General features: G+C 40.8%; 21 protein-coding genes. 6 read left to right on the top strand and 15 right to left on the bottom strand.

Annotated features, from left to right (window positions below; genetic code table 11):
- Nucleotides 1-17: 17 nt before the first annotated feature.
- Nucleotides 18-2,831 (bottom strand): S8 family peptidase, encoded by a 2,814-nt coding sequence (locus KXJ59_RS03445; RefSeq protein ID WP_295201189.1) that lies wholly within the window; start codon nucleotides 2,829-2,831, stop codon nucleotides 18-20.
- Nucleotides 2,832-3,049: 218 nt separating this feature from the next.
- Here KXJ59_RS03445 and KXJ59_RS03440 point away from each other — a divergent pair, with 218 nt between their 5' ends.
- Nucleotides 3,050-3,862, top strand: a complete 813-nt coding sequence (locus tag KXJ59_RS03440) for a M57 family metalloprotease (protein WP_295201187.1) — start codon at nucleotides 3,050-3,052, stop codon at nucleotides 3,860-3,862.
- A gap of 88 nt (nucleotides 3,863-3,950) precedes the next feature.
- Here KXJ59_RS03440 and KXJ59_RS03435 read toward each other — a convergent pair whose 3' ends face one another.
- From KXJ59_RS03435 to KXJ59_RS03410, 6 genes are all read right to left on the bottom strand, one after another.
- A complete protein-coding gene (locus tag KXJ59_RS03435) occupies nucleotides 3,951-4,424 on the bottom strand; it encodes a hypothetical protein (protein ID WP_295201186.1) in 474 nt (157 codons plus the stop codon).
- Between the two features lie 64 nt (nucleotides 4,425-4,488).
- Nucleotides 4,489-4,935, bottom strand: a complete 447-nt coding sequence (locus KXJ59_RS03430) for a DMT family transporter (RefSeq protein WP_295201183.1) — start codon at nucleotides 4,933-4,935, stop codon at nucleotides 4,489-4,491.
- Nucleotides 4,936-4,948: 13 nt separating this feature from the next.
- Nucleotides 4,949-6,187 (bottom strand): DEAD/DEAH box helicase, encoded by a 1,239-nt coding sequence (locus tag KXJ59_RS03425; protein ID WP_295201181.1) that lies wholly within the window; start codon nucleotides 6,185-6,187, stop codon nucleotides 4,949-4,951.
- 180 nt (nucleotides 6,188-6,367) lie between these two features.
- The gene (locus KXJ59_RS03420; protein WP_295201178.1) at nucleotides 6,368-8,524 is read right to left on the bottom strand and encodes a TonB-dependent receptor; all 2,157 of its coding nucleotides are present in this window, start codon (nucleotides 8,522-8,524) and stop codon (nucleotides 6,368-6,370) included.
- 44 nt (nucleotides 8,525-8,568) lie between these two features.
- On the bottom strand, nucleotides 8,569-8,871 hold the full coding sequence (locus KXJ59_RS03415) for a hypothetical protein (protein WP_295201175.1): 303 nt from the start codon (nucleotides 8,869-8,871) through the stop codon (nucleotides 8,569-8,571).
- A gap of 81 nt (nucleotides 8,872-8,952) precedes the next feature.
- Nucleotides 8,953-10,026 carry an iron-containing alcohol dehydrogenase family protein gene (locus KXJ59_RS03410; RefSeq protein WP_295201172.1) on the bottom strand — a complete coding sequence of 358 codons (1,074 nt, stop codon included), beginning with the start codon at nucleotides 10,024-10,026 and terminating at the stop codon, nucleotides 8,953-8,955.
- Nucleotides 10,027-10,212: 186 nt separating this feature from the next.
- Between KXJ59_RS03410 and KXJ59_RS03405 the strand changes: the two genes are divergently transcribed.
- Nucleotides 10,213-11,346 carry a hypothetical protein gene (locus tag KXJ59_RS03405; RefSeq protein ID WP_295201171.1) on the top strand — a complete coding sequence of 378 codons (1,134 nt, stop codon included), beginning with the start codon at nucleotides 10,213-10,215 and terminating at the stop codon, nucleotides 11,344-11,346.
- Nucleotides 11,343-14,918 carry a sulfatase-like hydrolase/transferase gene (locus tag KXJ59_RS03400; protein WP_295201169.1) on the top strand — a complete coding sequence of 1,192 codons (3,576 nt, stop codon included), beginning with the start codon at nucleotides 11,343-11,345 and terminating at the stop codon, nucleotides 14,916-14,918. Before KXJ59_RS03405 ends, KXJ59_RS03400 begins: the two co-directional genes overlap by 4 nt.
- Before the next feature lie 4 nt (nucleotides 14,919-14,922).
- Here the strand turns inward: KXJ59_RS03400 and KXJ59_RS03395 are convergent, their stop codons facing one another.
- From KXJ59_RS03395 to KXJ59_RS03360, 8 genes are all read right to left on the bottom strand, one after another.
- Nucleotides 14,923-16,119, bottom strand: coding sequence for a hypothetical protein (locus KXJ59_RS03395; RefSeq protein ID WP_295201168.1), 1,197 nt, complete (start codon nucleotides 16,117-16,119; stop codon nucleotides 14,923-14,925).
- Nucleotides 16,101-17,363 carry a YaiO family outer membrane beta-barrel protein gene (locus tag KXJ59_RS03390; RefSeq protein WP_295201166.1) on the bottom strand — a complete coding sequence of 421 codons (1,263 nt, stop codon included), beginning with the start codon at nucleotides 17,361-17,363 and terminating at the stop codon, nucleotides 16,101-16,103. The genes KXJ59_RS03395 and KXJ59_RS03390 overlap by 19 nt, the downstream gene beginning before the upstream one ends.
- A 25-nt stretch (nucleotides 17,364-17,388) precedes the next feature.
- The gene (locus KXJ59_RS03385; protein WP_295201165.1) at nucleotides 17,389-17,760 is read right to left on the bottom strand and encodes a response regulator; all 372 of its coding nucleotides are present in this window, start codon (nucleotides 17,758-17,760) and stop codon (nucleotides 17,389-17,391) included.
- Nucleotides 17,761-17,809: 49 nt separating this feature from the next.
- Nucleotides 17,810-20,782: a PAS domain S-box protein gene (locus KXJ59_RS03380; RefSeq protein WP_295201163.1), complete on the bottom strand. Its 2,973-nt coding sequence runs from the start codon at nucleotides 20,780-20,782 to the stop codon at nucleotides 17,810-17,812.
- Between the two features lie 81 nt (nucleotides 20,783-20,863).
- Nucleotides 20,864-21,592, bottom strand: a complete 729-nt coding sequence (gene kdsB, locus KXJ59_RS03375) for a 3-deoxy-manno-octulosonate cytidylyltransferase (protein ID WP_295201161.1) — start codon at nucleotides 21,590-21,592, stop codon at nucleotides 20,864-20,866.
- A 100-nt stretch (nucleotides 21,593-21,692) separates the two neighbouring features.
- On the bottom strand, nucleotides 21,693-22,514 hold the full coding sequence (locus KXJ59_RS03370) for a sterol desaturase family protein (RefSeq protein ID WP_295201158.1): 822 nt from the start codon (nucleotides 22,512-22,514) through the stop codon (nucleotides 21,693-21,695).
- 283 nt (nucleotides 22,515-22,797) lie between these two features.
- Entirely contained in the window at nucleotides 22,798-23,913 is a 1,116-nt protein-coding gene (gene dnaN, locus KXJ59_RS03365) for a DNA polymerase III subunit beta (RefSeq protein ID WP_295201156.1), read from the bottom strand.
- A gap of 113 nt (nucleotides 23,914-24,026) precedes the next feature.
- Nucleotides 24,027-24,443, bottom strand: coding sequence for a response regulator (locus tag KXJ59_RS03360; RefSeq protein ID WP_295201153.1), 417 nt, complete (start codon nucleotides 24,441-24,443; stop codon nucleotides 24,027-24,029).
- Nucleotides 24,444-24,505: 62 nt separating this feature from the next.
- Between KXJ59_RS03360 and KXJ59_RS03355 the strand changes: the two genes are divergently transcribed.
- The 3 genes from KXJ59_RS03355 to KXJ59_RS03345 all read left to right on the top strand — a co-directional run bounded on the left by KXJ59_RS03355 (nucleotide 24,506) and on the right by KXJ59_RS03345 (nucleotide 26,872).
- The gene (locus tag KXJ59_RS03355) at nucleotides 24,506-24,982 is read left to right on the top strand and encodes a regulatory protein RecX (RefSeq protein WP_295201150.1); all 477 of its coding nucleotides are present in this window, start codon (nucleotides 24,506-24,508) and stop codon (nucleotides 24,980-24,982) included.
- Between the two features lie 139 nt (nucleotides 24,983-25,121).
- A complete protein-coding gene (locus KXJ59_RS03350; RefSeq protein ID WP_295201149.1) occupies nucleotides 25,122-26,057 on the top strand; it encodes a lipid A deacylase LpxR family protein in 936 nt (311 codons plus the stop codon).
- Nucleotides 26,058-26,077: 20 nt separating this feature from the next.
- Nucleotides 26,078-26,872, top strand: a complete 795-nt coding sequence (locus KXJ59_RS03345; protein WP_295201146.1) for an amidohydrolase — start codon at nucleotides 26,078-26,080, stop codon at nucleotides 26,870-26,872.
- The last annotated feature ends 9 nt before the right edge of the window (nucleotides 26,873-26,881 follow it).

Here is a 26,881-nt window from a genome sequence, read left to right as displayed (position 1 = left end):
GGAGTTTACGCAGGGTTTTATTCTACTACGAGCTTACCACTTATTTCACGCTGGTTGGTTTGAGTAATGGTATAAAAATAAATTCCTTTTTGAAGCAAAGGCATTGCTAACTGGTTTCTTGTTCCTGTTAATACTGCTTTCATCAGCAATCTTCCAAACAAATCATACAACCGGAATATTTTATTATCCGGATCTTCAGTAAGTACCTGTATAGATGACCCTGGCTGAACCGGGTTGGGGAATACATAATAAGGCTGTCCAACAAAATGAATCACCTGCTCAGGTTGTGTATAATAAGATGCACCATTGTTTAGCTGAACCCTTGCACGATATATATTCAATCCTTTATTAGCGGCTGTGGTAATGGTAAACTGGTTTGCAGTTACAGGCGTTATTTCCTGAACAGCAGCATAACCATTCTTTGTAAGTTTTTCAAACACAATTTTAGAAACCTGGTAGGTTGTTCCAAGCTGCAGGTTGAGTCTTGCTGAATTTGTACCAACCGGGTCGGCTATAAAACCTTTGAGATAACACCCGATTTGCTGGTTGGTATAATCAAATGCATAGGCCCGTTTACCTTCAATATTTCCTGGTAATAAAGCAGCCACTGTGAAAACCCGAAAGGAATTATTTTGTTTGAATTGAATCAATGAAGTATCGGCCAAACTAACCAGTGGCTCTAAATATTTTTGACCCAGCCGATATACCCGATAACTGTCAACCCTTGCTTTTTGCCAGTAGAGTAAAAATGAATCTGCACAATTAAACCCTGTATAGATTTGCAGGTTTCTTGATATAACAGCCGTATCACTTACCCAAACATTTTGTGTTGTTTTCAAACGAAACTGAATAGTAGCCAGTGTATCTGGCGGTTGCCATTGAAAGTATTTTTTAGTTACATCAACAGCATTTGACACTGTTGACCAGTTTCCGCTATTGAGTCGATATTCCAACGTAGCGGTATCTGTTATATTGCTTTCCCAGCGGATGGTATTTTTTCTGTCTGGATCCATCTGATCTCCTTTCACCGGATAACTGAATAAAAAATCAGCAGTGGTATCATACTGCCAGGCAATGGCAAAATCCTGCCCGCCCGTTTGTATTGAAAAAGCATTCACTTTTACTTCATAGGTTCCTGGAGCAGGTTGTTCAACTACTATCTGTTCATTGGTATTCAATGTATCTTTCTTTCTTACAGCAGGTTTGTTGAGTGAGTCGGCATGCGGAAATGAACTCAATACCCATGGCTGCCATTGTTGTGCAGAAGGTAAGTGTTCCAATACAAGATCTAAATCATTCACAATTGCTTTGTATGAATTTGTTTTTGCAGGAGCGTCTGTCCAGTTAAGGGTAATCTTCAGGTTCTTCGCCCCTGGAGGCACCTGTATGCGATGTGTCCATTGTTGCTGATCTCTCACATAATCCTGCACCACCCTGTTATCCTGAATGGTTTGCACAGCCCTGTAAGCATTTGCCATACCATAACCTGAACGATAATCAATATGTGGAATGCCCACATCATCGGCGCTGTTAAATAAAACAGCCCTTATTGCTGATGACAATGGTAACACAGTGTACTTTTGTTTCCAGGTTTGTTGCAGCAAAGCAGCCATACCCGAAACAATAGCAGCGGCACCTGAAGATCCATCTTCACCCAAAGCCACCAGTTCGGGTTTAAGACGGCCATCATAAGCTGGCCCACGTGAACTCAGCAAAGGCACTATACCAAATGAATCTGCAGCACCTACTGCAATACTGTTTTTCGACATTTTAAAACTGCCCGTCAAATTTGCAAATCCATTAATGCCAGCATAAGTTCCTGATACCGGAGTTTGTGTTCCCAGGTTGCCGGCAGAAAATATGTGCAGTAAATTCAGATTGGCTGTATGCATCTGATCATCATATGCTGCCGCATCAGCTCCATAATAATTTTCAATCCCCGTTCCATAAGAATGATTTTGAACCGTAACACCCAGTCGCATTAGTTCAGATAAAGCATCGGGAAGCAGGTTGCTAAAATCTGATGAAGTAATGGAAGCTCCGTATGCAAAACCTTTGCCTGTATAAAAACTATTACCGGCTCCGGCAGCAATGGTGGCCATGGTAGTAGCATGTGTTTCAACACGTGGCGATGACAGATTGGATGAAAGGTACCGGCCAGCCATATCAACATCCGCCGTATCCGGTTTATTTTCTTTAATTGAAATCGTAATGCCGTTACCATTGATATTGGGCCAGGTACGATGCGCAAGGTTTCCCTTGTTGGCAGAGAGATCAAAACCCGTTAACTCTCTTTCTGTAAATGCCTGTCTTACCCGGTCAATAAAAAGCAGATCACTTCTGCTGAGTATATATTGTTCAATATATTTCCAGGATGTTTTTACCTGAACAGCTTTATTGTTGTCTGCAATCTTTTCTATTTGAATAAAAGGGTGAATACCTAAGAACTGGTTAAAAGTTTTTGCATTTTCCGGTTCGAGTATCCAGCTTTGTATTTTTTCTTTCTCTTTTTCACTGACCGGAACAATAAAATTTTCTGCAAGTTTCCACCGGTTATTGGCATTGAATAAACGTCCTGTTGTGGTAAGAAAATCAAATGTGGAATAATCAGGTACCTGCACAATAGCAATAGTGTCTGCCAGTCTGCGTACTATTTTAATGGAAGCGGGAATTTTACCAAGAAAGAGAAAAGCTGTTTTTTGTTGATTGAACAAAGGCTTATCTGTATAAGAACCTTCAACAAAATAAGAAAAATGAGGTGGAATTTTATCTTGTGCCCCTGCATAGAACAGTGCAAATACCCAACAGAACAGCAATAATCTCTTGTGCATAGGAAACCGGAATAATTAAAGATAAGGAAATCATTTTTCTACCCGTTTACGTATATCTATTAAAAGGATTTTGAGTGTTTTTGAGGAATGTTGAGTTTCATTGCGGTTTTGCAACAGGGTTGCTCAAATTTGCTTTTGACTGATTCCTACATTTCTTAAATTCAATCTTAAATCCAATTCAAGCTGTAAATCCTTTGTAAAAATCCAAACTAAAACACATGAGAAAAAACATGCGCCTTTCCCTGGTTGCCATTGTATTGCTGATGGCAGCTGTTTCCTGTAAAAAAGCTGTTGGTCCTGAGCAGGAAATCAAACAAGAAGTTTCACAGGATGTCATCAACAGCATCAAAGCTCTTGGTTTCTCCACAACCGATATTATTCCTGAAGAAGGAGGCTATATAGTTGAAGGAGATATTTTTATTCCAACATCTGATCTCAAACGCTCTTTAAATGGCACCATTTTAAGAGTAGGTGATGTTGAGCAGTACAGAACTACCAATCTGGTAACAGGCTTACCGCGTGTTATTACCGTTGCATTAACCAGCCGTATTGATGCTGCTGTATATGGACCGGTTTTAGATGAAGTGGTACGTCGTTACAATGCAGAAAACCTGCAAATTACTTTACAGCGTGTTAGTTCTGGTGCCAACATTACATTCGACCGCGCCAGCGGAAGTTACCTGGCTTCTGCCGGGTTCCCAACATCAAATGGTCAGCCTTTCAATTCAGTAAAAGTAAATACCAGGGCTATCGGCTCGGGTACTTCAAGCACATTTATTAATTATGCTGCTACCATCTTTGCCCATGAACTGGGGCATTGCATTGGTTTCCGTCATACAGACTACATGAACCGTGCATATAGTTGCGGTGGTTCTGCAGTAAATGAAGGAGCTTCTACTGTTGGTGCTATTCTGATTCCCGGTACACCTTCCGGACCAGACCCCAACTCCTGGATGCTGGCTTGTATTGGTTCTGGTGTAAACCGTCCATTCAATGCCAACGACAGAACTGCATTAAGCTATTTATATTAATAGCTTCTGCCTGACAAAAACTAAAAGTGATTTACAGCAAAAGGGCTCCCGAAATATCGGGAGCCCTTTAATTTATAGCAGGCAAGGTTTAATCAATCTGTTCTTTGTCTTTTTTCCGGCTGTTTCTACCTACAGCATAATGCGGTTTTAGTTCTTTATAAATCTGACCAAACTGTTCACTCCCCGATAATGCCGCATTTTTTGAATTGTGAAAATAGGCGCGTGTCTGTTTCAGTATTTCATTACCCAATACCAGTTTGGCATCTTCCATTTTTGTTCTTACTTCTTCCAGTTCACTAATGAGTTCATTGTATTGTTTGTATAACTGCACATAATTATTACAGGTATTTACATCAACATATGAAGGAACAGTAGCCGGGTTCTTTCGCATATACAACACTGCCTTCTCCACAAATTCTTTTTTCTTATCGTTCAGCTTAAACATGCTTCTGCGCTCCGTGGGTTTCAGCTTTATATTCTGGGGAAGCATATTTCTCAACGCCGCAATATGCTGTCTGAACGACATCAGTTCCGATCCTACAAAGCTTCTGAAAGAGGCCATAACAGGTTATTTACTACTATAACGCTGTTATGAAATAGAAAATTGCTTATTCTTTAATAATTTACTAGGCTTTCCTGTTAATGAGCCAGGCCCCTCCAATCAACATAACCACACCCAGTATTTTTTGCCAGTTAATAGGACTCTGGCGAAAACCAAATAAGCCGAAATGATCAAAAACAAGAGCAAAAAGAAGCTGCCCGGCAATAACAAGCGCAAATACATTGGCTGAACCAATCTGTTGCACCGAGTAAATAATTACGGTTACAAAAAAGGCGCCCAGCAAACCTCCGGTATACTTATACCATTCTATCTGCTGTAGCTGCTGCATACCGGGTACCGGTTGTCTGGTAAACCCGATTACAAGCGCCAGTGCAATAGTGCCTACGAGGAAAGAGATGAATGCAGCTACCCACTGGTTATTTACGGCTACTTTTAACTGGCTGTTTACACCTGCCTGTGTAGTTATGGTTAAACCTGCCATCAGTGGCAGAATATAAACAAGGTATTTCATGGGTAAACTGTTATCAGGATGGTTTTCGGTTGGGTCTTGAAGAACTTTGTCTTCTGTTTCCTCCATGCCGGCGGTTATCGGAGCCTGAACGTGGGGCCCGGGGTGAATAGGCGGGTGTTGGACCAAACTCTTCGGGTACATTTCCTTTGGGAACAGGTGCTCCCAATAAAGACTCAATAGCGGCCATTTTATTCTGTTCTCTTTCGCCAACCAGTGTAAAAGCTGTTCCTGTACTGGCAGCACGTGCCGTTCTACCGATACGGTGCACATAATCTTCCCCATCATTGGGTACATCATAATTAATAACGAGATCTATATCTTCAATATCAATACCCCTGCTCAGGATATCTGTGGCCACCAGTATATTAAGTTTATGGTTCCTGAAATCCTGTAATACCTGTTCGCGTTTTTGTTGCTCGAGATCGGAATGAATTTCTTCTGCTGAAAGTTTTGCTCTTTTCAGTTCAGCCGTCAGTTGTTTTACGTTTTGTTTTTTGGAACAGAATACAATTACATTCTGGTATTTGTTTCCGCTCAGCATATCTTTTATAATCGGTGCTTTCTGCGCCTCATATACTATGAATGCTTTCTGAACAATTTTCTCTGGTGGTTTTGAAATAGCAATATTAATCTCAATGGGTTCGTGCAGGATTTTCCTCGCCAGTTCCCTCATTTTCTGTGGCATGGTGGCAGAAAAAAGCAGGTTCTGCCGCTCTTTGGGAAGAAAGGATATGATACGCATGATATCGTCATTAAAACCCATGTCGAGCATACGGTCTGCTTCATCCAGTACCAGGTATTTCAGCCCTTTGAGTTTTACATAACCCATATTCAGGTGCGCAATCATTCGACCCGGTGTACAAACCACAATATCAACCCCTGTTGTCAATGCTTTCTTTTCACTGTTGAATGAATTACCGTCACCTCCTCCATATACTGCAATAGAACTTACATCGGTGAAATACGACAAGCCTTCCAGACTTTCTGCAATTTGTATAGCCAGTTCGCGGGTAGGTACAATGATCATGGCATTGATATCGTTCGCCGCATGGGGCACTGTAAGTAAGCGATGTATAAGCGGGAGCAGGAAAGCTGCGGTTTTGCCGGTTCCGGTCTGGGCAGAAGCAATAATGTCTTTCCCTTCCAGAATAGGAACCATCACCTGCTGTTGTACCGGTGTGGCCGTTTCGTATCCCATTGCATCAATGCCATCCAGTATTCTCTGATCGAGTCCTAAATCTGTAAACTTCAAAATAGATAAATTATTATTTGTTCGTTGCTGGTAAAGGTACTATGAAAAAATCGCCCCAAGGCAACATATCTCTGCGAGACCTATTCCTGCCCTGGATTTAAATCCAGGGCAGGAATAGGTCTCGCAGAGAACATGAGATAGCAGAGGTTTCGCAGAGATAGGAAAAATAATATGCGATTCTTATAGTCGTATTTTAACACCCCCATTGGTTACAAATCCATCTACCGGTGCATATATATCCTTAAATACCGGGTTGTTGATGGAGCCGGAATAAAGAGGGCCAAATTTTGTCTGCCTTGTATCGGTAAGGTTTTCAAAATTTATAAAAAGAGAAAATCGTTCCCATGATCTTTCTGCCATCAGACCAAATATCCAGTATGATTTTCCTTTGGTTCCGTCATTTAACTGCTGTGGACTGAAGAAATATGCTTCAAGACCTATTTTTAGTTTTTCTTCTTTTTCATACATCAGTACATTATTCAGTCTGTGTCTGGCAGTAAGTGGAAACCAGTTTTTACTATTATTATAATTGGTGTTTACATCAGCATATGTATAACCTATAAATAATTTCAGGTCCTGGTAACTAAACCGCAGGTTGGTTTCCATACCTTTTGTATCCATATAACCTGTTGCATTCTGAAACTGTTGATCGCCCATACCGTTTGTTGTTAATACGAGAGGTCTGTTTAGTCTCGTATAAAAAAACAACTGGTTAATGGCTATTCCTACCTCCCCGATATGTGTACGGTAGTTAATATCGAAATTGGTACCAACAGATTTTTCATTTTGTGTACTGTTCTCATTGATAGGCAGGATTCGCTGAAACTGAATTTTTTCCGACTCTTCATTAAACACAGTTGGTGTTTTATAACCCAGCCCGCTACCCAGTCTGAATGTAAGACCAGCAGCAGGTTTCAGCATAACAGATATCCTTGGCAATAATTCAAACCCATATTGTTTTACATAGTCGCCACGTAAGCCTGTTTCTATTGCAAACATGGAAGAGGGCGTCCAGCTATGCTGTACAAATACACCCATGGTATTGTAAGCATAATTGCGCAGTATATTGCTGGTCTGTTTGTTTTCCGTGAATTTATCAGTGATCAGGTTGGCACCCAGTACCCAATCTGTTTTTTCTGTTTTCGTACTATAGGTTGCTTCCGAAAAAGTAGACTGCTGTACTCCTTTGAATGCATAGCCGGGTACCTGAATAAAACGGTTGAATCTGCTATAGCTATTTTTAAAATTTAACTGTCCTTTTTCACTCAGCTTTTTTGTTAATTGAGCCTGTGTGGTGAAGCGATCGGTATTGTTTTGTTCAAAATAGCCCGGTGTTCCGTTTTTAATATAATTCATATTACCACCGGTTCTGTCTTCACTGATATAACTGAACCCAATATTCGCCGTTGTTTTTTCGCCATAAAAAAATAACCGGGGGTTAATGGTATATCGTTCAAATTTCGGAATAGCCGTTAGCCCTGATTTTGCCGGATCATATGGCATTGCCGTATTACGTGAACCAAAAACAGTAATCCCCGTTTTCTCAAAACGCTGACTATAAAAACCGCTGAGGTCAAGTCCACCGGCTGTTGTTCCGTTGGCCATAAAACTTAACTCGCTATCCTCACCGGGTGTTTTTGAAACCAGGTTTACCAATCCTGCAATAGCACCTGCGCCATATAATGTGGATGCTGATCCTTTAATTACTTCTATCTGTTTTAAATCGAGCGGAGCTATCTGCATTAAACTTAAACCTCCCGAAAAACCTGCGTAGAGCGGGAACCCGTCTCTGAGTACCTGGGTATATCTTCCATCCAACCCCTGTATACGGATACTGGAATTATAGGAAGTGGCCGACGTTTGTTGTGTTTGTATGCCTGTACTCTCATTCAGCAGCATACGTATATCGCCGGGTTTCATGTTTCCTTTTTCGGTAAGCTCTTCTCCTGATATGGTTTCTACCCTTGTAGGTATATCACTGATACTCCTGCTTATTCTTGTGGCAGTTATAATTACTTCTTCTTCGTGTTCTTCCGATTCTTCCAGCAATACTATTGCTCCATTTTCATCTTTCTGTGGTACACTAATGCTTATTTCCTGTTCTTCCATGCCTACATACGAGAGCTTTAGCACATAATTTCCCTGCGGAATATTGGTAAATAAAACCTGCCCCAAACTGTCTGATACAGCAGTTTTCTTCAACGTAACAATAGTAACAGATGCGCCTGCAAGTGCAGCACTATCATGTTTGTCTTTAACCGATAACTTAATTGTATGCTGTGCATTAACACCTGTAAATACACATAACAGCATACACAATGAAAGTATATGTTTCATAATTATTTTAAAATGAATAACAAATAAAGTGTCTGTCAAAAAAATTAAACAGCTCTTGGAGGTTGTAACAACCGGTCGGAATAAGATGAAGAATGCCAGCCGATTTCTTTTGAACAATGAGCAATAGCAGGGGGCATGAGTACTGGTATTTCTTCTGTTGCATTCAATTGTGTAAACCCGGGGCAATAACCACAGGCCACAAATGGTGAGCAATTTTCACCAGTTTCTTCGTCGGGGTGCTCATTCATTACTACTGCAGTTTCATTACAATCGTCGTAACCACAGCAGGGTGTAAATACTGCGGTAAGGGTAATGAGTAATAGTATAAAAGCAATTATTCTTTTCATGTGTTAAGATCAACCTATATAACTCTTGTGGCATACAGGTTTGTATCCATGCAAATGACTTGTATTTTTCCGGAAACGGGTTTACAATTTTTCGTAGAGTTTTCGCAGTTTTTCTCTTGTCATGATTTTTTCCCAGTCTTTCCCCAGCGCATTTTCCCACAATGGTTTCATACCGAGTGATACATTCATCATGGCATCAAACTGTTCATCGGTAAGTCCTTTACAGATTCCCTGAGGGATTTCAATTTTATTCTTCTCTACCATGTACTTGAATTCCTTTACACCAGCAGGGTAATATTCTTCCAGGTGATTCATAACAATGCAGTTACCAATACCATGTTTGGTTCCGAGCAGGTAACTCAAACCATAACTCACCGCATGTGCCACACCTACCTGCGAATAAGCAATACTCATTCCGCCGGCATAAGATGCCATCATTAACTGATCATCACACTCATCATCCCAGTGATCCTTGTCTACAAATACTTTCTGGCAGAGCTGCAGTGCTTTCTCCCCATAACTTTTACTGAATTCGTTCAGGAATGTTCCTTCCAGACTTTCAATACAATGTATATAACAATCCATGCCCGTATAAAAGCGCTGGTTCGCCGGTGCATCTTTGGTTAATTCAGGATCGAGTACAATCTGATCGAAAGGAGTAAAATCGCTGTTCATGCCCAGTTTGCGGGTAGGTCCGGTTAATACCGTTGTTCTGCTTACTTCAGCACCTGTTCCACTGAGCGTAGGGATACCGGCTTTATATACACCGGGAAATTTCACCAGGTCCCAACCCTGGTAATCGGCAGATGAGCCGGGATTATTCATCATCAGCGACACGGCTTTGGCCAGGTCCATCACAGACCCGCCACCAATACCAATAACACCGCTTACGGTTCCAAATTGTTCTTTGAGGCTGTTGGCCAGTGCATCTACCTGTGTTGTTTTGGGCTCATAAGTTACGTCCGCAAAAATCAACTGGTCCTTACCACGCAACGGAACCCTTTCTGCCAAAGGCTTTCCTTCAAAAAAATGATCCACGAGAAAGACCATCGGCGCCTCTCCTTTTCTTCTGGGTGCCAGTATCTCATCTAACTGATTAAACGCACCTCGACCAAATACCACATAATCGACCATCTTAAAATTCCGGAAACTCATGACAAGTATTTTAATAAATGAATACTGCAAACATACTCAGAAGGATTTACTTCTGAAAAATGAAAGACCGGGAGTAAGGGTACAAGAAACAAGTGACAAGAGACAGGTAGGTAGATATTTGCGGGTTTTTTCTTTCCTTTTACAGGATTGATGTATTTTACTCTTTAAAGTTTTGGGGTTACTTACATGACAGTCATTTTACAACAAATGTTCACCAGTCAGTTTTTGAATAGCTCTATCGGGAAGGATTTCCTGACTTTTATGAGCCCTGAAAATCTTTTAATAGGTGTTCAGATCATGGGTATTGGCATTTTATTGATTGTAATACTCATCTATGCCCAGTTGCTTGCCAAAAAGAGAATGTATTTCTACACCCAGCGTATCAGGAACAATATTGAAGTATGGATCAGTCATATTATTCTGGAAGAATCTGTTGATGGCATTGATATCCCAAAAAAATTCTACCGCCTCCTTGATGACCCAAAGGCACGGCAGGTTGCTATTGATGAGCTCACTAATTGTAAAAAGAACTTTTCAGGTATTGTAGCCGAAAATATTGTTGCGTTATATAACAAGTTAGGCCTTCGCGAAGATTCGCTGGAGAAAATGCAGAACAAACGAAAATGGTACCTGCAGGCCAGAGGTATTCAGGAATTATACCTTATGGATCAGAAAAACCTGCTCACCAAAATTTATCGTGAAACCAACAGTAAAAATGATTTTGTGCGCTCTGAAGCGCAGATAGCCATTATTTATATGACCGGTTTTAATGGTCTGCGGTTTCTGGATGTGATCTCCTACCCACTCACACTCTGGCAGCAAATCAAATTATTAGAACAATTACGGCTATTTGGAAAGAAAGAAGATCTCTCCGATCGCATACCCAGGTGGCTGCAGTCAAAAAACGATACCGTTATTGTATTCGCGCTCAGGCTTGCGGCAGAATACCAGCAATATGCAGTGAAAGATGCCATTATGGGTTGTCTTGTACACCCATCGGGGGCTGTTCGTACCCGGGCCATCAAAACACTGATTGTACTGGCCGACGAACAAACACCTTTTATATTGACAGGTTATTTTTCAAAAGAGAATTTCGACAATCAGGTACATATATTAAACAGTTTAACAAGTTTGGCCACAGATGAACAGGCGGGTTTCTTGGAGAAATTACTGGATGCACCTGATAATATCATTAAACTTAAAGCATCCGTTGTACTGGCCAATAACTGTACAGACGGACTGTCTGTTATCGAAAAAAGAGCAGCGCTTGAGCCCGAACCCTTTGAAAGAATTCTCAGGCATGTTAAATCTGTAAAATGAACTGGAACTTAGTAATCGATATATTATTTGATATACTTACTTATGGAATATTTATTTATTCCACCCTGCTTTTATTATCCTATATCGCCATCGCTATTTTCTCTATTGGCGAAACCAGAAAATATGTTCACAAAAACAGTTTTACCGATTATCGTATACTGGCTTCTTCCGTACATGCTCCTACCGTAACTATTCTTGCGCCTGCTTATAATGAGGGTATGACCATTGTAGAAAATATCAGGTCATTATTATCTATTTATTATGTGAACCTTGAACTGATTGTTATCAACGATGGAAGTAAGGACGACTGTCTGCAAAAAATGATTGCAGCATATGACCTTGAGAAAATCGACTATTTCGTTGACTATAAAATAAAAACAAAAGAAGTACGTGGTGTTTATAAAAGCCGCAATCCGATTTTTCATAAGCTGCTTGTAGTTGATAAAGTAAATGGTGGTAAGGCAGATGCATTGAATGTGGGTATTAATATCGCCTCCAATAAATACTTAGTCTGTATTGACGTAGACTGTATACTTGAACAGGATGCACTACTGAAAATGGTAAAGCCTTTTCTGGAACAGACAAACGAAAAAGTAATTGCGTCGGGGGGTGTGGTTCGTATTGCCAACTCCTGCATCATTGAAGATGGTAAACTGGTAAAAGTAAAACTGGCTACCGACTATTTACCGAGGATGCAGATCCTTGAATATATCCGTGCATTTATTCTCGGAAGAATGGCCTGGAGCCGCCTGAACGGTTTAATGCTTATTTCGGGTGCTTTTGGCGCTTTTGATAAAGAAATAGCTATTAAAGCGGGAGGGTACGACCATAACACCGTTGGAGAAGATATGGAACTCGTAGTGAGGATGAGGAGGTATATGGAAGAAAGAAACGAGAAATATCGGGTAACCTATATCCCCGATCCGCTTTGCTGGACAGAAGCCCCCAATTCATTTAATATTCTGGGCCGTCAAAGAAACCGCTGGACAAGAGGAACCATTGAAACGCTAAAGTTTCACAAGAAAATGTTCTTCAACCCCAAATATGGCCTACTCGGTATGCTGAGTTATCCTTATTGGTTTTTCTTTGAAATGTGTGCACCGGTGATTGAATTCTTTGGCTTTGTTTGCTTTTTTATTTTTGCGGCATTTGGTTTACTCGACTGGGGCTTTTTCTTTTCCTACCTGCTATTTATTGTTTCGTTTGGTTATCTCTATTCTGCCTTTGCCATATTAATGGAAGTAATTACTTATAACCAGTACAAACGACGAACAGATATTCTTATACTGCTGTTGACGGCTTTAACAGAGCCTTTCTATTTTCATCCTTTTGTGGTATGGAGTGCTATCAAAGGGTATATTGATTATATCAGAAAGAAAAAAGCCTGGGGTGAAATGACGAGACAGGGTTTTGCAAAAAAACCTGCTGATACTACACCCGTGCTCATTGAAGCAGCACCCGTTATTATTACTCCCGAGCCCGTAATAGTAGTGCCTGAAACAGTTGAAGAAACTGCTGACTTACCAAAAGAATCATTCTATAAAAGAAAGATTGCACCCTTTATCTCAAAAGTTCCTGAAGTATTGTTTGAATCGTTCCGGTATTATATGGGTCATATACTGGTGTTGTTATTATTACTGTTTGTAGCACGTGGTATAGAACTGGGTATTGATTATTTTGAACACGGTAAACCACAATATCTCGATAAAATTATCTGGTACGGGCTGGCGAAAGATGTTGCTTTTGCCACACTCATCACCATCTGGGGTTATTTACCCTTCACTGCCCTTTTTCTGATTGGCAAGAAAACAGCGCATGTCAGTTTTATTATTTTTGGCACACTGCTCACACTCATACAGGTTGCCTTATCTCAATATTTTGTTACATCGCTGGTGCCGCTGGGTGCCGATCTCTGGAGTTATTCCTGGGCCGATATAGAACAAACAGTTGGTGCTTCAGGCGGATTAAACCTGATTACCATTCTATTATTGGTTGCAGCTACCAGCTTATTTGTATTTACATTAATCAAATTGCCACGTCTCTTATTACCCAACGATGGAATTGTTGTGTTTTTCATTTTAATCGTTGTAACAGGTGGTATTCGCAACCTTACCAAGGTTACAGAAAACATGTTACCCGGTCATGAATACAGTAATAATCTTTCCCTGAATAAGTCATATTTTTTTTACAAAGCTTCCTATGATCAGTTCTTCCCTTCGGCTGAAGAAGATGATATTTACGGAGATGATTTTCTCGCAAATGCCGCTTATGAAAACAGGTTGATCGATAAAAACAATTACCCATTCTTACACCAGTCAGACAGTACAAAAAATGTATTGGCTCCTTTCTTTAATAAAAAAGATTCTGTTCCCCCAAATATTGTGATCGTACTGGTTGAAGGTCTTGGGCGTGCTTTTAGCAATGAGAATGCTTATCTCGGAAGCTTTACGCCTTATCTTGATTCACTATCTTTAAAAAGTCTGTACTGGGAGAATTTTTTAAGTACCAGCGGTAGAACATTTGGGGTATTACCAGCTTTATTAGGGTCTTTGCCTTTTGGCCCAAATGGATTTACTGAACTGGGTGATGAAATGCCCGAACATATATCACTCATCAGTCTTTTAAAACGTAATGGTTATAAAACCTCCTTCTATTATGGTGGTGATGCCTCTTTTGATAATATGTCTGCCTTTCTCAACAAAAGCGGTATTGATCGGGTGAATGATGAGAAAAGCTTCCCGCAGAATGGCTATCAGCAGCTTCCGGCTTCTACTTCCGGCTTTAGCTGGGGATATGAAGATGCTTCATTATTTAAATATGCGCTTACAGATACAGCTACTTTATCTCCTTCTTTAAAGATTATACTTACCGTTGCTACCCATAGTCCCTTTCTCATCAATAATGAAGCGGTTTATACTGACCGCTTTGAAAAAAGGATGAGTGAGTTGAAGTTTTCTGAAGCACAAAAAAAGAGTTACCGGAATTACACCAAACAATACGCAAGCATTTTATATGCCGATCATGCCATTCAGCAATTTATCAATGCATACAGCAAGCGACCCGATTTTGCCAATACTGTTTTCCTGATCACCGGAGATCACCGTATGCCTGAGATACCTATGAGTACCAAGATAGACAGGTACCATGTTCCCTTGTTTATTTATTCACCATTACTTCGTAAAACCGAGAAGTTTTCATCCATATCCAGTCACTTCGATATTGCACCTACCCTTAGCGCCTGGTTGAAATATAGTTATGGTTTGAATATACCTGATATCAATGCATGGGTTGGAACAGGGGTTGATACCGCAAAAAAATTCAGAAACATTCATTCTATACCGCTTAAACAAACCAAACCCGAATTAATTGATTTTATTCGTGGAGAATATATGCTGAATGGGGATGCCGTATTTAAAATCAGGCCCAATATGGACCTTGAACCAGAAAATATACCAGAGAAAAAGTTTGCACTCAAATCAGCTTTTAACCGATTCAAAAAGAAAAACCAGGACTTTGTAACGAATGGCCGTTTATTGCCAGACAGCTTAGTTAGAAAATATGGCAGGCAATAAATGATTATTGCAGCGAATCGTAATAATCATTCAGAATAGTTGTCAATAGCGGGCGGTATAATTTCCAGAAAAAACTTTTTCGTTCAAGGGCATCTCTCCGTGTATACATCATCCATTTAAAATAACCTACCCCTTTAAAATAAGAAGAAGTAAGGGTTACCGGGTTATCACAAAAATCGGCAGAGAAATAAAAAAACCGGTAGTCGTCGTCGACATGCGATGTAATAGCCGGGAAGCGGGCAGGAATATTAAACTTTGCCAATTCGCGGGCACCAGCTTCATTTACATCAATCACAAATTCTGAAAGCACATCGTTGGTTTTATTATTAACACTGATAATATCGAACCAGAATGAATACTTTATTTTGTCGGGCATACCATAGTGGTCTTTTCCTTCAGTATTTGTATAGATAAAGGGCAGCTCATTATCGAGATGTGTTTTATTTTCAAGAATTACTACCTGATCGTTTGCTGCATGAATAAGAGCAATACCGCTGTTTTTAAACGGCCACTTATCATTATGGGTGCGTTTATAATTACGGATAAGCCATGGAGGTAATTCTTTGTTAACCGTAGTATCGAAGGATTCAAAGTATCTTCCTATCCAGCCCGACCATGTAATATCGAAAAGCTGTTCAAACTGTTGGCGGATAGCAGTATCTGTTGGAGAGCCGATGGAGTTAAACTCTGTAATGATGAGCTTCTTTTTTTCTTTCATTTTCTGCAGCAAAAAAAGATCCTGCCTGCTCATGCCCCCATACACAATACCCGAACGATCCTGATCATTACCTACCTTAAACCATTCATTCCTGAAAACACCATATGCATCTGTTATATAAGTTGCATCAGCACGGTTACTCAGGTCGTTCAGTTGAGCTATATTAAACCGCTCCAGTCCTTTTAATTTGTATTGCTCTTTTTCCAGCGGGAAAAAACCAAAATAATCCTGGTTAGGATCATACAGTTCCGTTTTGTTCTTGCTGAATTTTTCCTGGTTCAATACCCAATGCAGTGAAAGATGCTCCTGACCGGGTTGTGCTACCACTGTTTTATCAATAATGGCTATCAATAGCTCTCTGTTGGGTGTAAAATGCCATAACAGCAGCATCCAGAAAGGGAATAAAAACAGGGCAAGTGCCAGAAAGCCTCTCCAGGATAATCTGATGCGGGTGGATTTTTGTCCTAAAATCTTCTGAGCCATGCAACACTGAATTGATACTGATTACCGATGGTCTTAGGCAGGTATTCCTGATTAAACCAGCTTCCATCAATCGTGAATACATTAAACCGTGCTACTTTTTTTCTAAACATGATTCCGGCCTTGTAAGAAATGAGTTTTGTGTTCCCATTAATCTGTATGGCATTAAACCTATCGTCGGGAGAAATACCATAACCCACATTAAACCCTAACATATCATCGGCACTGGCATAATAATAACGGGCAGATATATTGTAAGAAGAGGATACGGTACTGGTAAAAGTGCTGGGAGTAATATAGGTTCTTGCACCAAAAAGCCAGCTTTTATAATACTTGCCAATATAACCTGTATACACCCATGTAGGATTTCCACTGAATTTCAGGTAACGTATCCCTAATTCAGCTTCATAACTTTTTGGAAGATTGGCATATAACGAAAACCCTCCACGCCATTGCGGAAATACGCCTACCTGATCTGAATAACCTACACCTACATAACTGTAAAAAGTGTTGGATATACGGGGGTATGCTTCCAGTTCATACTGATAACCGTCTGTCTTGAACCGATTCGCATAAGTAACCCTGCCGGTTATGGAACCAATACCTGTTGTACGTCCATAGTCTACACTTACGAGGTGCCAGGGGTCAGCAAACTGTTTATCAAAACTTACAAAATCGTAACTCACCCCAATTTTATTTTTGGTGGCATTCTCCCTGATCCGATTTGCCAAGGCTCTTGCTTCGGTATTATTTTTATTGAGTTTAACCAGTTCCTCAATGGTTTTATCAGCCTCCTGAAACCTGCGCATGAAATTTAATACCCTTGCCTTCCTCAATAATAGCCCTTCCGATTTAGGATGATACTTGAGACCCTCTTCCGATACTGTTAATGATTGCTTGTAATCATCGCTCCAGTAAGTCATGTCGGCATAAGCCATACAGGCATCTTCATAGCCCGGACTTTGCCTCAATACTTCTTCAAAACAAATGCGGGCACTGTCGTAGTTTTTGGTCCAGGTATAAATCCTACCCAGGAAAACACGGAGATCGGCATAGTTCGGGCTTTTTGCAATGGCTTTGTACAGATAGGTTTTTGCTTTGGGGTAGTTGTCCTCATTAAATGCTGCTGCTTTGGCAGCAAGGAGCAAACCATCTGAACTGGTAGTATCGGCCTGCGAAGTTGCTTTTACAGCAGTGAACATCATCAGGGTAAAACAAAAACAGGTAAAGAGTGTTGGTAGGCGCATAACTTACTTACTAAGTTGTGGATCATCAGGATTTACCCAGGCGTGCCATCAGTCTTTTAACACGGATGGATAATTCATTCAGACTAAACGGTTTTGTTATATAATCATCCGCTCCCAGTTCAAAAGCTTCCATCACTACTTTCTCCTGTTCCATGGCCGAAAGAATGATAATAGGAATTTGTTTTTCCATCTTTTGTTTTAAAAGTGCTGTTATCTCAAGACCCGATGCATATGGCATCATGATATCTGATATTACCAGATCGGGCGACAGTTCCTCAATTTTAGCGATGGCTTCTCTTCCGTCATGAGTTGTAATTACTTCATAGCCTTCTTTCTTCAGCTTCAGCTCAATCGTTTTTAACAACATTGGTTCATCTTCGGCTACAAGAATTTTCATATTCAGTGTGACTATTAGGGATATTGTATTTAAAAGTACGGGTTTTCTCTTATTGCCCCATGATCTGTTCCTTTTCAGCTACCAATTGCTTTTGCATTTGATCGAAAAGCCGGGATGCTTCCGTTATTTTTTCCAGTATTTTATCTGTCTCCTTTCTTTCCCGGGCATCTGCTTCAATTTTCCCCAGCAATTCAGAAATACGCGAAGCCTGTAACATAGCCAATGCCCCTTTTAACTTATGTGCAAGTTTGTATATATCATCAAACTGGTCTGTTTTACCAAGTTGCATCAGTTCACTGATCTGGTTGGGTGTATTCTCCAGGAAAAGATCTAACACATCTAACAAAGATTCTTTGTCATCCAATCCTTCCAGCAGGGAGAGGTCATAAAGTTTTTCACCATTCATTATTTTTTCATTTACGGTGAGTGATTCTTTTTTTGTTGAGAGCAATCTGGCCAGTCTTTTATACAGGTCATCAAAATCAAATGGCTTCAGCATAAATTCATTCATCCCTACCAGTTCTGCTTTCTCCTGATCGCCTTTTAAAGCTGTTGCCGTCATCGCAATAATTGGAGTTTGCAATTGTAAAACGGTACGGATATATTCTGTTGCCTCATACCCGTCCATCACCGGCATCTGAATATCCATTATGATAACATCATAATGAGCTGTTTTATTTTCGAGTAAATCAATCGCCATTCTTCCGTTATGAGCTATGTCTACGGCTCCTCCAACTTTTTTCAATACATAAGCAACCAGTTTCTGGTTTACTTCATTGTCTTCTACTACTAAAAACTTTTTCCCCTTCAGTAATAATGAACCATCGGTGGTATCATTTGTGTTTTCCTGTACCTCATAGGGTATGCTTACCGAAAAAACAGATCCACCACCTGGTATATTCGACACTCCAATAGTTCCCTGTTGTAATTCTACCAGTCCTTTACAAATAGCCAGACCCAAACCTGCGCCACCATAATTACGCGCTATATCAGGTCCTGCCTGTGTAAATGCATCGAAAATTACGGCTGTTTTATCTTCCGGAATACCAATACCCGTATCAGCTATCGTAAATAAAAAATCAGTCTTATTTCCCTGCTGGTTCAGCTGTTCCACTTTTATCCGCACTTCGCCACTTACAGTGAATTTAATGGCATTGCCCACTATGTTCACCAATACCTGGTTAAGTCTGTAAGGATCGCCTAATACCGTCTCAGGCAGGTTTGAATCGTGTTCTACGAGCAACTGCAGTTCTTTTCTTGATACTTCGTGCTCAAACTGCGCCTTTATATTATTGAGCACTTCTCTTATACTGAACGCTGTTTTATCGATGGTTAACCTTCCGGCTTTGATCTTCGAAAAATCGAGGATATCATTTACAATTACCAGCAGGTTATTCACCGATCTTTTGATCATCCCTGTGAATTCTTTTTGCTGGCTGTTGAGTTCTGTCTGCATTAACAGATTGGTCATGCCCTGTATACCGTTCATCGGTGTACGTATTTCATGACTCATATTCGCCAGGAACTGTTCCTGAAGCTGTTTGGCTTCTTCGGCATTTTTCCTTGCTTCAATCAGTTTCTGCTGATACAATACCCTGTCGGTAATATCAGTTGCTATGCCACTGATACCGAAAATTTTTCTTCTGTGATCTATTAACGGGAATTTGATCACCAGTAAATTTTTTCTTCCTTCCGGACCAAATATCCACTCCTCTGTTTCAACAGGTTTACGCGTGCTGATTACTTCATCATCTAATCTTTTATAATGATCAGCCGTTTCTTTCTCGCTGAAATCATAATCGGTTTTATCAATCACCATTTCATCCGTAACACCCATTACTTCCCTGAAGCGCCGGTTAATCATAATATATTTCCCGTCGAGGTTTTTAATAAAAATAAGTGAAGTGGTATTTTCCAGGATGGCTTCCAATCGCGACTGGTTTTCTTTTCTTTCCTGTTCTGATTCCTTGAGTTCCAGTTCAATTTTTTTCTTCTCGGTTATATCTTTTACCATACACTGGTAACCTGTTACACGGTCTTCTTTCATCAGCAATTGCGCCGTTTGCTCAACCCATTTTTGTTGACCGCTTTTCGTTCTTGTTATAAACTCCAGTGTGGTAGATGGTATTCTTTGCTGGAACTGATTGCTGTAATGATTAAATACCTGTTGTAACCAGGAAGGATGCAGTAAAAATGAAAAATCTTTCCCAATCAATTCTTCTACCGTGTAACCTGTTAATTCACCTACCTGTCTATTGGCAAAAGTAATGGTACCGTTTTCATCGGTTGTGTACATTACCACACTTGCATTTTCAATAATGTTCCGGTACTTTTCATCGCTGTAACCAACACTTTCTTCCGCTTTTTTTCGCAAGGCAAGATCTCTGTTCAATTGTATGATGAGGATCAGCACCACAATAAAAGCAATGACCCCGCCAATGATGGATGTATAACCAATACTTGAAGTGCTTCGTTCATTCGCTGTTGCACGTGTAACCAGCAATTTTTCTCCCGTTGCCGTCATCCTGTCGAGTATTCTATAAATAGCTTGTGAAATTTGCGTACCCTCTCCCCTGAATTCTATTCTCTCCAGAATTTCTTCGCTTGATGGTTTTCCCTCGAGTACCTTTAGCTGAAAACTGCTTTTATTGGCGATCAGTTCTTTTACAGACTGAAGTTGATCAAGTGAAAACGCCGTATCATTTTTAAATCTCTGTTCCAGTTGCTGAATATATTGTCCTGATTCAGTCTGTATTTGTATAACCTGCTGTTTCCATCCAGCATCTTTTGAAAGGATAAAATTTCTGGTAGACGACTCGGCTCTGGCCACAGATGATTTCAACTGTGCTACTTCTTTCAGGATAGAATAAGTATGGTTGAGCCAGTAGCTTGCTTGTGAAAGGTCTTTTTGCTGTTGATATAAAACCCCTCCCAGACATACCAGGGTAAGAAGGGAAAAGAAAAACAACCAGCGAACCCTGCCATACATTTTAGGTGCTTTGCTCTTTAGGGGAGTACTCATGCTTCAATCAGTTATGGGTAAAGACCGGGGTATGTAAAGATAGGTCTTGCCATTCACTGTTGCATCGATTTAAGGCCTTTTTCAGCTTAGCATCCTGCTGGCCCTTTCAAGGTCTTCGGGGGTATCAATTTCCACACCCATATAGTCTGTAACCACCATTTTTATGGAAACACCATATTCGAGGTAACGAAGGCATTCAATTTTTTCGGCTGCTTCCAGTGGCGTCATGGGCCAGTCGGTAAAATTGAGCAGGGCCTGCTTACGAAAAGCGTATACACCAATATGTTCATAGTAAGTAATGGGTAATGCCCTATCTCTCGGATATGGCAATACACTCCTCGAAAACATCAATGCATTGTAATTCCTGTCAACCGCCACTTTCACATAGTTAGGGTCTTCAATAAACTGTTTCTCCTTTAGCACCTGCATCAGTGAAGCCACCTGAACGGATTGTCCGGCCTCAGCTTCAAATACCTGCAACAACTGTTCTAGTGGCTGGCGTTTTACAAAAGGTTCATCGCCCTGTACATTTACCACAATATCAACTTCAATACCGGCTACAGCCTCAGCTATACGGTCGCTGCCACTTTCATGTGTTTTTTTACTCATGATAGCTTTACCACCATGCGTGGTAATTTCCTGAAAAATAATATCGCTGTCGGTTACCACATACACATCATCGAACAGTTCTGTTGCCAGTGTATTATCATACGTATGCCTGATCACTGTTTTCGAACCAAGCGTTTGCATGAGCTTTGCCGGAAAACGGGTGGCAGCATAACGGGCAGGAATAAAAGCCGCAGTTTTCATGAAACAAATTTCAGCAAAGATGCGTTATATGTTGTCAATAATGAACAGCAGAATGTCGAATATCGAAGTTGGATATTCGACATTCTGCTGTTCATCTGTTTCAGTAGTCTGTTTTCACCTTACTATCGAAGGGTATCTTTAACTGGTAGGCTAAGTTTTCATCAGTACTGTCATCGAGTACATCGAGTCCATAACGCAACTGTTCTACTGGTGTATAATTGAAAGTACCAAAGAGCCGATCCCATACAGAAAAAATATTCCCATAATTAGAATCGGTTTGCGGACGCACATAATGATGATGCACTTTATGCATATCGGGTGAAACAATTACCCAACTGATCGCTTTATCAAGCCACAAAGGCAAACGTATATTGGCATGATTGAATTGCGACAATACCGCACTCATACTCTGGTACAACATTACCAGCCACATGGGAGCACCACATACGATTACACCGATCATCGTAAACACCGCACGAAATACGCTTTCACCCGGATGATGACGATTGGCCGTGGTGGTATCAACATGTGTATCGGCATGGTGCACCATATGAAATTTCCACATCCATTTAATCTTGTGTTCAATAAAATGAATAAACCAGGCACCAATGAGATCAAGTAACAGGAGGCCAAGGATCAGGAAGAGCCATTGACTCACGTTCACCCATTGCAGTAAACCAACACCATTGGCTACTGCCCAGTCGCTCGATTGTACAATCAATAAGGCAAAAGCAAAGTTGATGACGATGGTGGTAATCGTAAAAAAGATATTAATGGATGCATGTTTCCATTTGTTATACTTAAAACCGAACAAAGGAATGGCACCTTCTATTATCCAGAAAAAAGTAATGCCACCGGCCAGTATTAAAGCCCGGTGTAAACTGGGGATGGTACTGAAATATTGAATGATGTTTTCGATCATAACAGACAGGCAATTATTGATTCAATGTACAAATTAATTGGGTAGTTCAGGAGTCGGAAAGACCGGAAGTCCGAAAGTCCGGAGGAGATTTGAATACTTCTAAGACCTCCGTGCAACTCTGTGCCGTACTCCTTTACCTCTGTGGTTAACCACGGAGTTACACGGAGGGTGGTTTAGTAAATCAATCATCTTCCGGACTTCCGGACTTCCGGTCTCCACCCCCACAAAAAACCCCGAATCCGCCTTAGGCAGATCGGGGCTTTTTATAGGCAGGTATAGAAGTTTAGTTATTCAGCATCAAAGGCATTACCAGCATCAACAGGTCTTCTCCTTCGGCCTGTTCTGTTGGTTTAATCAATCCCGCTTTGGTAGGAGTGGAGAGTTCCATTTTTATATCCTCTGTATCGGCTGCACTCAGCATTTCAATCAGGAACTTGGCATTAAAGGCAATCTGGAGATCCTCACCATCATACTGGCAATTCATTCTTTCATTTCCTTCAAAACTGAAATCAATATCCTGTGCTGCCATTTGCAATTCGCTACCCGTAATACTTAAAGCCACCTGATTGGTGCTTTTATTACTGAACACGTTTACGCGACGCAGTGCATTCTGAAAATCGGCTTTGTTCACCACCAGTTTGTATGGATTATCTGCAGGTATCACCACTTTATAATCAGGGAAACGCGCATCTATCAGTCTACAGATCATTTGTGTTGATCCGTGGTTTACAAAAAGGTGATTGCTGTTATAACTTACGGTAATAGCATCATCATTATCGGGCAAAGCATTCTTTAACAGGTTCAATGGTTTTTTGGGAACGATGAACGAATCTGTTTTCGACGCTTTTGCATCGGTGCGTTTATATTTCACCAGACGATGTGCGTCGGTGGCCACAAACTGAACACCGTCTTTCGATAATTCAAAAAACACACCTGTCATAGCCGGTCTGAGGTCATCATTACTTACGGCAAACAGTGTTTTGGTAATGGCTGTTAATAAGCCGCTGCTGGTCATTTCAAAACCAGTGGTATCATCGGCAGCGGGTTCTTTGGGGAAATTATCGGGGTTTTCGCCCATGACCTTGTACTTACCATTATCGCTGGTAATTTCAATGGCAAAATTCTTGTCGATATTAAACGTAAGTGGTTGATCTGCAATATTTTTTAAAGAATCCATCAGGATTTTTGCCGGGATACAAACCTTTCCGTTTGCCTTGCTTTCCACATCCATCTGTACACGCATTACAGTTTCGAGGTCTGTGGCTACTACATTGAGTTTTTTGTCCTGTATTTCAAATAAAAAATCCTCCAGAATCGGTAATACCGTGTTCGCATTAATTACACCGCTGATCTGCTGCAGGTGTTTTAAGAGAGAAGAGGAAGAAACAATAAATTTCATTCTGCGGAATTTAGGTTTGCAACAAACCTAAGGCAAAATGTTAACATTCCGTAACCAAAATTGGCGCTCATGACCCGGAAAAAAATAACAATGTGAATCAGTTGTGAATTGGGTCAGGAAACCGAGCCAATGCTTTCCAGTAATTCCTGGTAACGCATTCGGGTAATAGGCTTTACAATATAATCTGTAACTGAGCCGTATTGCTTGGAGCGGCGTATGTCGGCATCATCAACCGATGAACTGACCACATAGAGCAGCATATTTTTGGGAAACTGGTTACACAGTTTTTCATACTCTTCCAGAAACTCCCAACCATTCATGACGGGCATATTAATATCGAGGAAAATCACATCGGGGAGGTTCGCCACATCATTACTATTTTCGCCAGAGAAAAAAGTCAGGGCCTCACTGCCGTCGTAAAAAGACTGGATTTGTTTGGTCATACCAGTTGCTTCCAGCATTTTTCTTGCTGTGAACTGATAAATTTTATCATCATCAATCAAACAAATACTGAGTTGTACAGGGCTCATGAAAACGGATTCGGATATGCAAACAAATATAACTAATAAATACACAATTTATTGTCTGTCATATGTTTCGCAACAAGCTTAACCCCGATCAGGCCTGGCAAAAAATAAGGCATTATTGTGCCTACCAGGAGCGAAACCATTATGAGGTCAGCGAAAAACTATTTGGCTTTGGTCTACGCAAAACCGAGGTTGATCTACTGGTCAGCCGGTTAATTGAGGAAGATTACCTGAATGAAGCCCGTTTTGCAAAGCAGTTTGCGGGTGGACATTTCCGTTTAAAAAAATGGGGGCGGATAAAAATCAGCTATGAATTAAAGCAAAAAAGAATCAGTACGGCCAACATTAAATCTGCCTTAAAAGAAATTGACGAGGATGATTACAGGCTTGTTTTGCTCAAACTGGCCCAAACAAAATGGCGGGCATTAAAAAACGAACAGCACCTCAACCGCCTGGCAAAAACCACACAATACCTCCTCCAAAAAGGCTACGAAGCCCCGCTCATACAGCAAGCCATCGCCCAAATCCGCACCTCCGTGTAAACTCTGTTTCCTCTCGTTCTCTGCGGTGAATATTCGCGTAAGTTCACCGCAGAGAACGAGAGAACGCGGAGTTTACGCAGAGGTTTTTCATTATGGTGAAAGAATAATTTTATCTTAGTTCACAGAAAGATACCCCCTGATGAGGTTTTTGTTAACGACTGTCTGCTGCCTGCTGCTGCATTGTTGTTTTGCACAACAAACCCAATACCTGCGCCGGGAGTTTTCCTTTACTTCAGAAAATGATGCTTTTCTTTTACAAATAAAAGACGCTTATTATACCAATGGTTTTTTCCTGAACTATCGCATAGCCGATACTTCCGGCTTGCGTAAGAAAATCCGTTCTTTTGAAGTCGGACAAAAAATTTTCACCCCTGTTTCCAAAAAAGCAGAAACAGCAAATGAAATAGACCGCCCCTATTGTGGTTATCTCTTTGTACGCTATTCGCAATTGAACAGTTATAAAAATGATGCCCTTTTTCAATGGGGCAGCAGCCTCGGTGTGGTAGGTAATGCTTCCCTGGGTGAAGCCCTGCAAAACAGTTACCATAAACTGCTTGGCTTTAAACGTTTTGAAGGATGGAAATACCAGGTAAGAAATGCCATTGGTATTGACTTCAATGCTTCTTTTACCCAAACCCTGTTCAATGTACAGGATATGGTAAAACTGGTTCCACTGGCAGAAGCAACACTGGGCACACATTTTACCAATGCAAGGGCAGGCGCTATTCTTTGTATTGGTTCTTACGAAAACAATAAGAGCTCTGTTCTTTTTAACACAAGGGTTAGCTCGGGTTATGCTGCACCCAAAAGGAAAATGGAACTGTTTGCTTATGCTTATCCTTCCGTTCTTCTGCAGGTTTATAATGCCAGTTTACAGGGTGGCTTATTCAGTAAAGGAAACGGCGCCGTTCTCGCCCAACCCGAAAAATGGGTAATTGAACAGCGCTGGGGTATTTGTTTTGCTAAAAACCGTTTTAGCAGCCGACTCGAATTTACCCATCAATCCCGCGAAACCGCAAGCCAGTTGCGTACACAAAGCTATGGATCATTACAGGTGGGTGTTCGCATGTTTTAGTTTTAGGTTAACTTGCGAACATGTCGTCACTCAGCTTTTCTATTATTCAGTCTGCACTTTTCTGGGAAGACAAAACCGCTAACCTCAATATGTTTGAGGACAAGATCAACAACATCACTGAAAAAACAGAAATTGTTATACTACCCGAAATGTTTAGCACGGGTTTCAGTATGCGACCTTCTGAACTGGCAGAAACCATGGATGGCGCTTCTGTGCATTGGATGAAAAATATTGCCGCCAAAAAGAAGATCATACTCACCGGTAGTCTGATTATAAAAGAAGGTGAACATTTTTATAACCGCTTATTATGGGTACTACCCAATGGCGAACTGGGGTATTACGACAAGCGTCACCGTTTTGCTTTTGCAGGAGAGGATCAGCATTATGCATCAGGTAATAAAAGATTAGTAGCACAGGTGAAGGGATGGAAGATAAACCTGCAGATTTGTTACGACCTGCGTTTCCCGGTATGGGCACGTCAGCAAAGCAGTACAGATGGACCCGAATACGATGCCATCATTTATGTGGCCAACTGGCCCGAACGCAGGAGCCATGCCTGGAAAACCTTACTCACTGCACGTGCCATCGAGAATCAGGCATTTGTTTTGGGTGTGAACAGGGTGGGTAATGATGGAAATAATATTTACCACAGCGGCAATAGTATGATTGTTGATCCGTTGGGTGAAGTATTGTATCATAAAGAACAGGAAGAAGATATTTTCACCATTACGCTTCAGAAAGAAACAGTGACTGATGTGAGAACAAAATTTCCTTTCTGGAAAGACGCGGACAGGTTTTATATAACACAAGACTAGGAGAGCGGG

This window comes from Sediminibacterium sp. (assembly GCF_019264485.1).
Lineage (GTDB): Bacteria > Bacteroidota > Bacteroidia > Chitinophagales > Chitinophagaceae > Sediminibacterium.
The sequence above is the reverse complement of the archived record's forward strand: the minus strand, read 5'-3'. Positions and strand labels throughout refer to the sequence as shown.

What these genes read in the sequence shown, in the direction of transcription:
- KXJ59_RS03445 (WP_295201189.1), bottom strand. Translation starts at nt 2,831, where the DNA reads ATGCACAAGAGATTATTGCTGTTCTGTTGGGTATTTGCACTGTTCTAT.
- KXJ59_RS03440 (WP_295201187.1), top strand. Translation starts at nt 3,050, where the DNA reads ATGAGAAAAAACATGCGCCTTTCCCTGGTTGCCATTGTATTGCTGATG.
- KXJ59_RS03435 (WP_295201186.1), bottom strand. Translation starts at nt 4,424, where the DNA reads ATGGCCTCTTTCAGAAGCTTTGTAGGATCGGAACTGATGTCGTTCAGA.
- KXJ59_RS03430 (WP_295201183.1), bottom strand. Translation starts at nt 4,935, where the DNA reads ATGAAATACCTTGTTTATATTCTGCCACTGATGGCAGGTTTAACCATA.
- KXJ59_RS03420 (WP_295201178.1), bottom strand. Translation starts at nt 8,524, where the DNA reads ATGAAACATATACTTTCATTGTGTATGCTGTTATGTGTATTTACAGGT.
- KXJ59_RS03415 (WP_295201175.1), bottom strand. Translation starts at nt 8,871, where the DNA reads ATGAAAAGAATAATTGCTTTTATACTATTACTCATTACCCTTACCGCA.
- KXJ59_RS03410 (WP_295201172.1), bottom strand. Translation starts at nt 10,026, where the DNA reads ATGAGTTTCCGGAATTTTAAGATGGTCGATTATGTGGTATTTGGTCGA.
- KXJ59_RS03405 (WP_295201171.1), top strand. Translation starts at nt 10,213, where the DNA reads ATGACAGTCATTTTACAACAAATGTTCACCAGTCAGTTTTTGAATAGC.
- KXJ59_RS03400 (WP_295201169.1), top strand. Translation starts at nt 11,343, where the DNA reads ATGAACTGGAACTTAGTAATCGATATATTATTTGATATACTTACTTAT.
- KXJ59_RS03395 (WP_295201168.1), bottom strand. Translation starts at nt 16,119, where the DNA reads ATGGCTCAGAAGATTTTAGGACAAAAATCCACCCGCATCAGATTATCC.
- KXJ59_RS03390 (WP_295201166.1), bottom strand. Translation starts at nt 17,363, where the DNA reads ATGCGCCTACCAACACTCTTTACCTGTTTTTGTTTTACCCTGATGATG.
- KXJ59_RS03385 (WP_295201165.1), bottom strand. Translation starts at nt 17,760, where the DNA reads ATGAAAATTCTTGTAGCCGAAGATGAACCAATGTTGTTAAAAACGATT.
- KXJ59_RS03380 (WP_295201163.1), bottom strand. Translation starts at nt 20,782, where the DNA reads ATGAGTACTCCCCTAAAGAGCAAAGCACCTAAAATGTATGGCAGGGTT.
- kdsB (WP_295201161.1), bottom strand. Translation starts at nt 21,592, where the DNA reads ATGAAAACTGCGGCTTTTATTCCTGCCCGTTATGCTGCCACCCGTTTT.
- KXJ59_RS03370 (WP_295201158.1), bottom strand. Translation starts at nt 22,514, where the DNA reads ATGATCGAAAACATCATTCAATATTTCAGTACCATCCCCAGTTTACAC.
- dnaN (WP_295201156.1), bottom strand. Translation starts at nt 23,913, where the DNA reads ATGAAATTTATTGTTTCTTCCTCTTCTCTCTTAAAACACCTGCAGCAG.
- KXJ59_RS03360 (WP_295201153.1), bottom strand. Translation starts at nt 24,443, where the DNA reads ATGAGCCCTGTACAACTCAGTATTTGTTTGATTGATGATGATAAAATT.
- KXJ59_RS03355 (WP_295201150.1), top strand. Translation starts at nt 24,506, where the DNA reads ATGTTTCGCAACAAGCTTAACCCCGATCAGGCCTGGCAAAAAATAAGG.
- KXJ59_RS03350 (WP_295201149.1), top strand. Translation starts at nt 25,122, where the DNA reads ATGAGGTTTTTGTTAACGACTGTCTGCTGCCTGCTGCTGCATTGTTGT.
- KXJ59_RS03345 (WP_295201146.1), top strand. Translation starts at nt 26,078, where the DNA reads ATGTCGTCACTCAGCTTTTCTATTATTCAGTCTGCACTTTTCTGGGAA.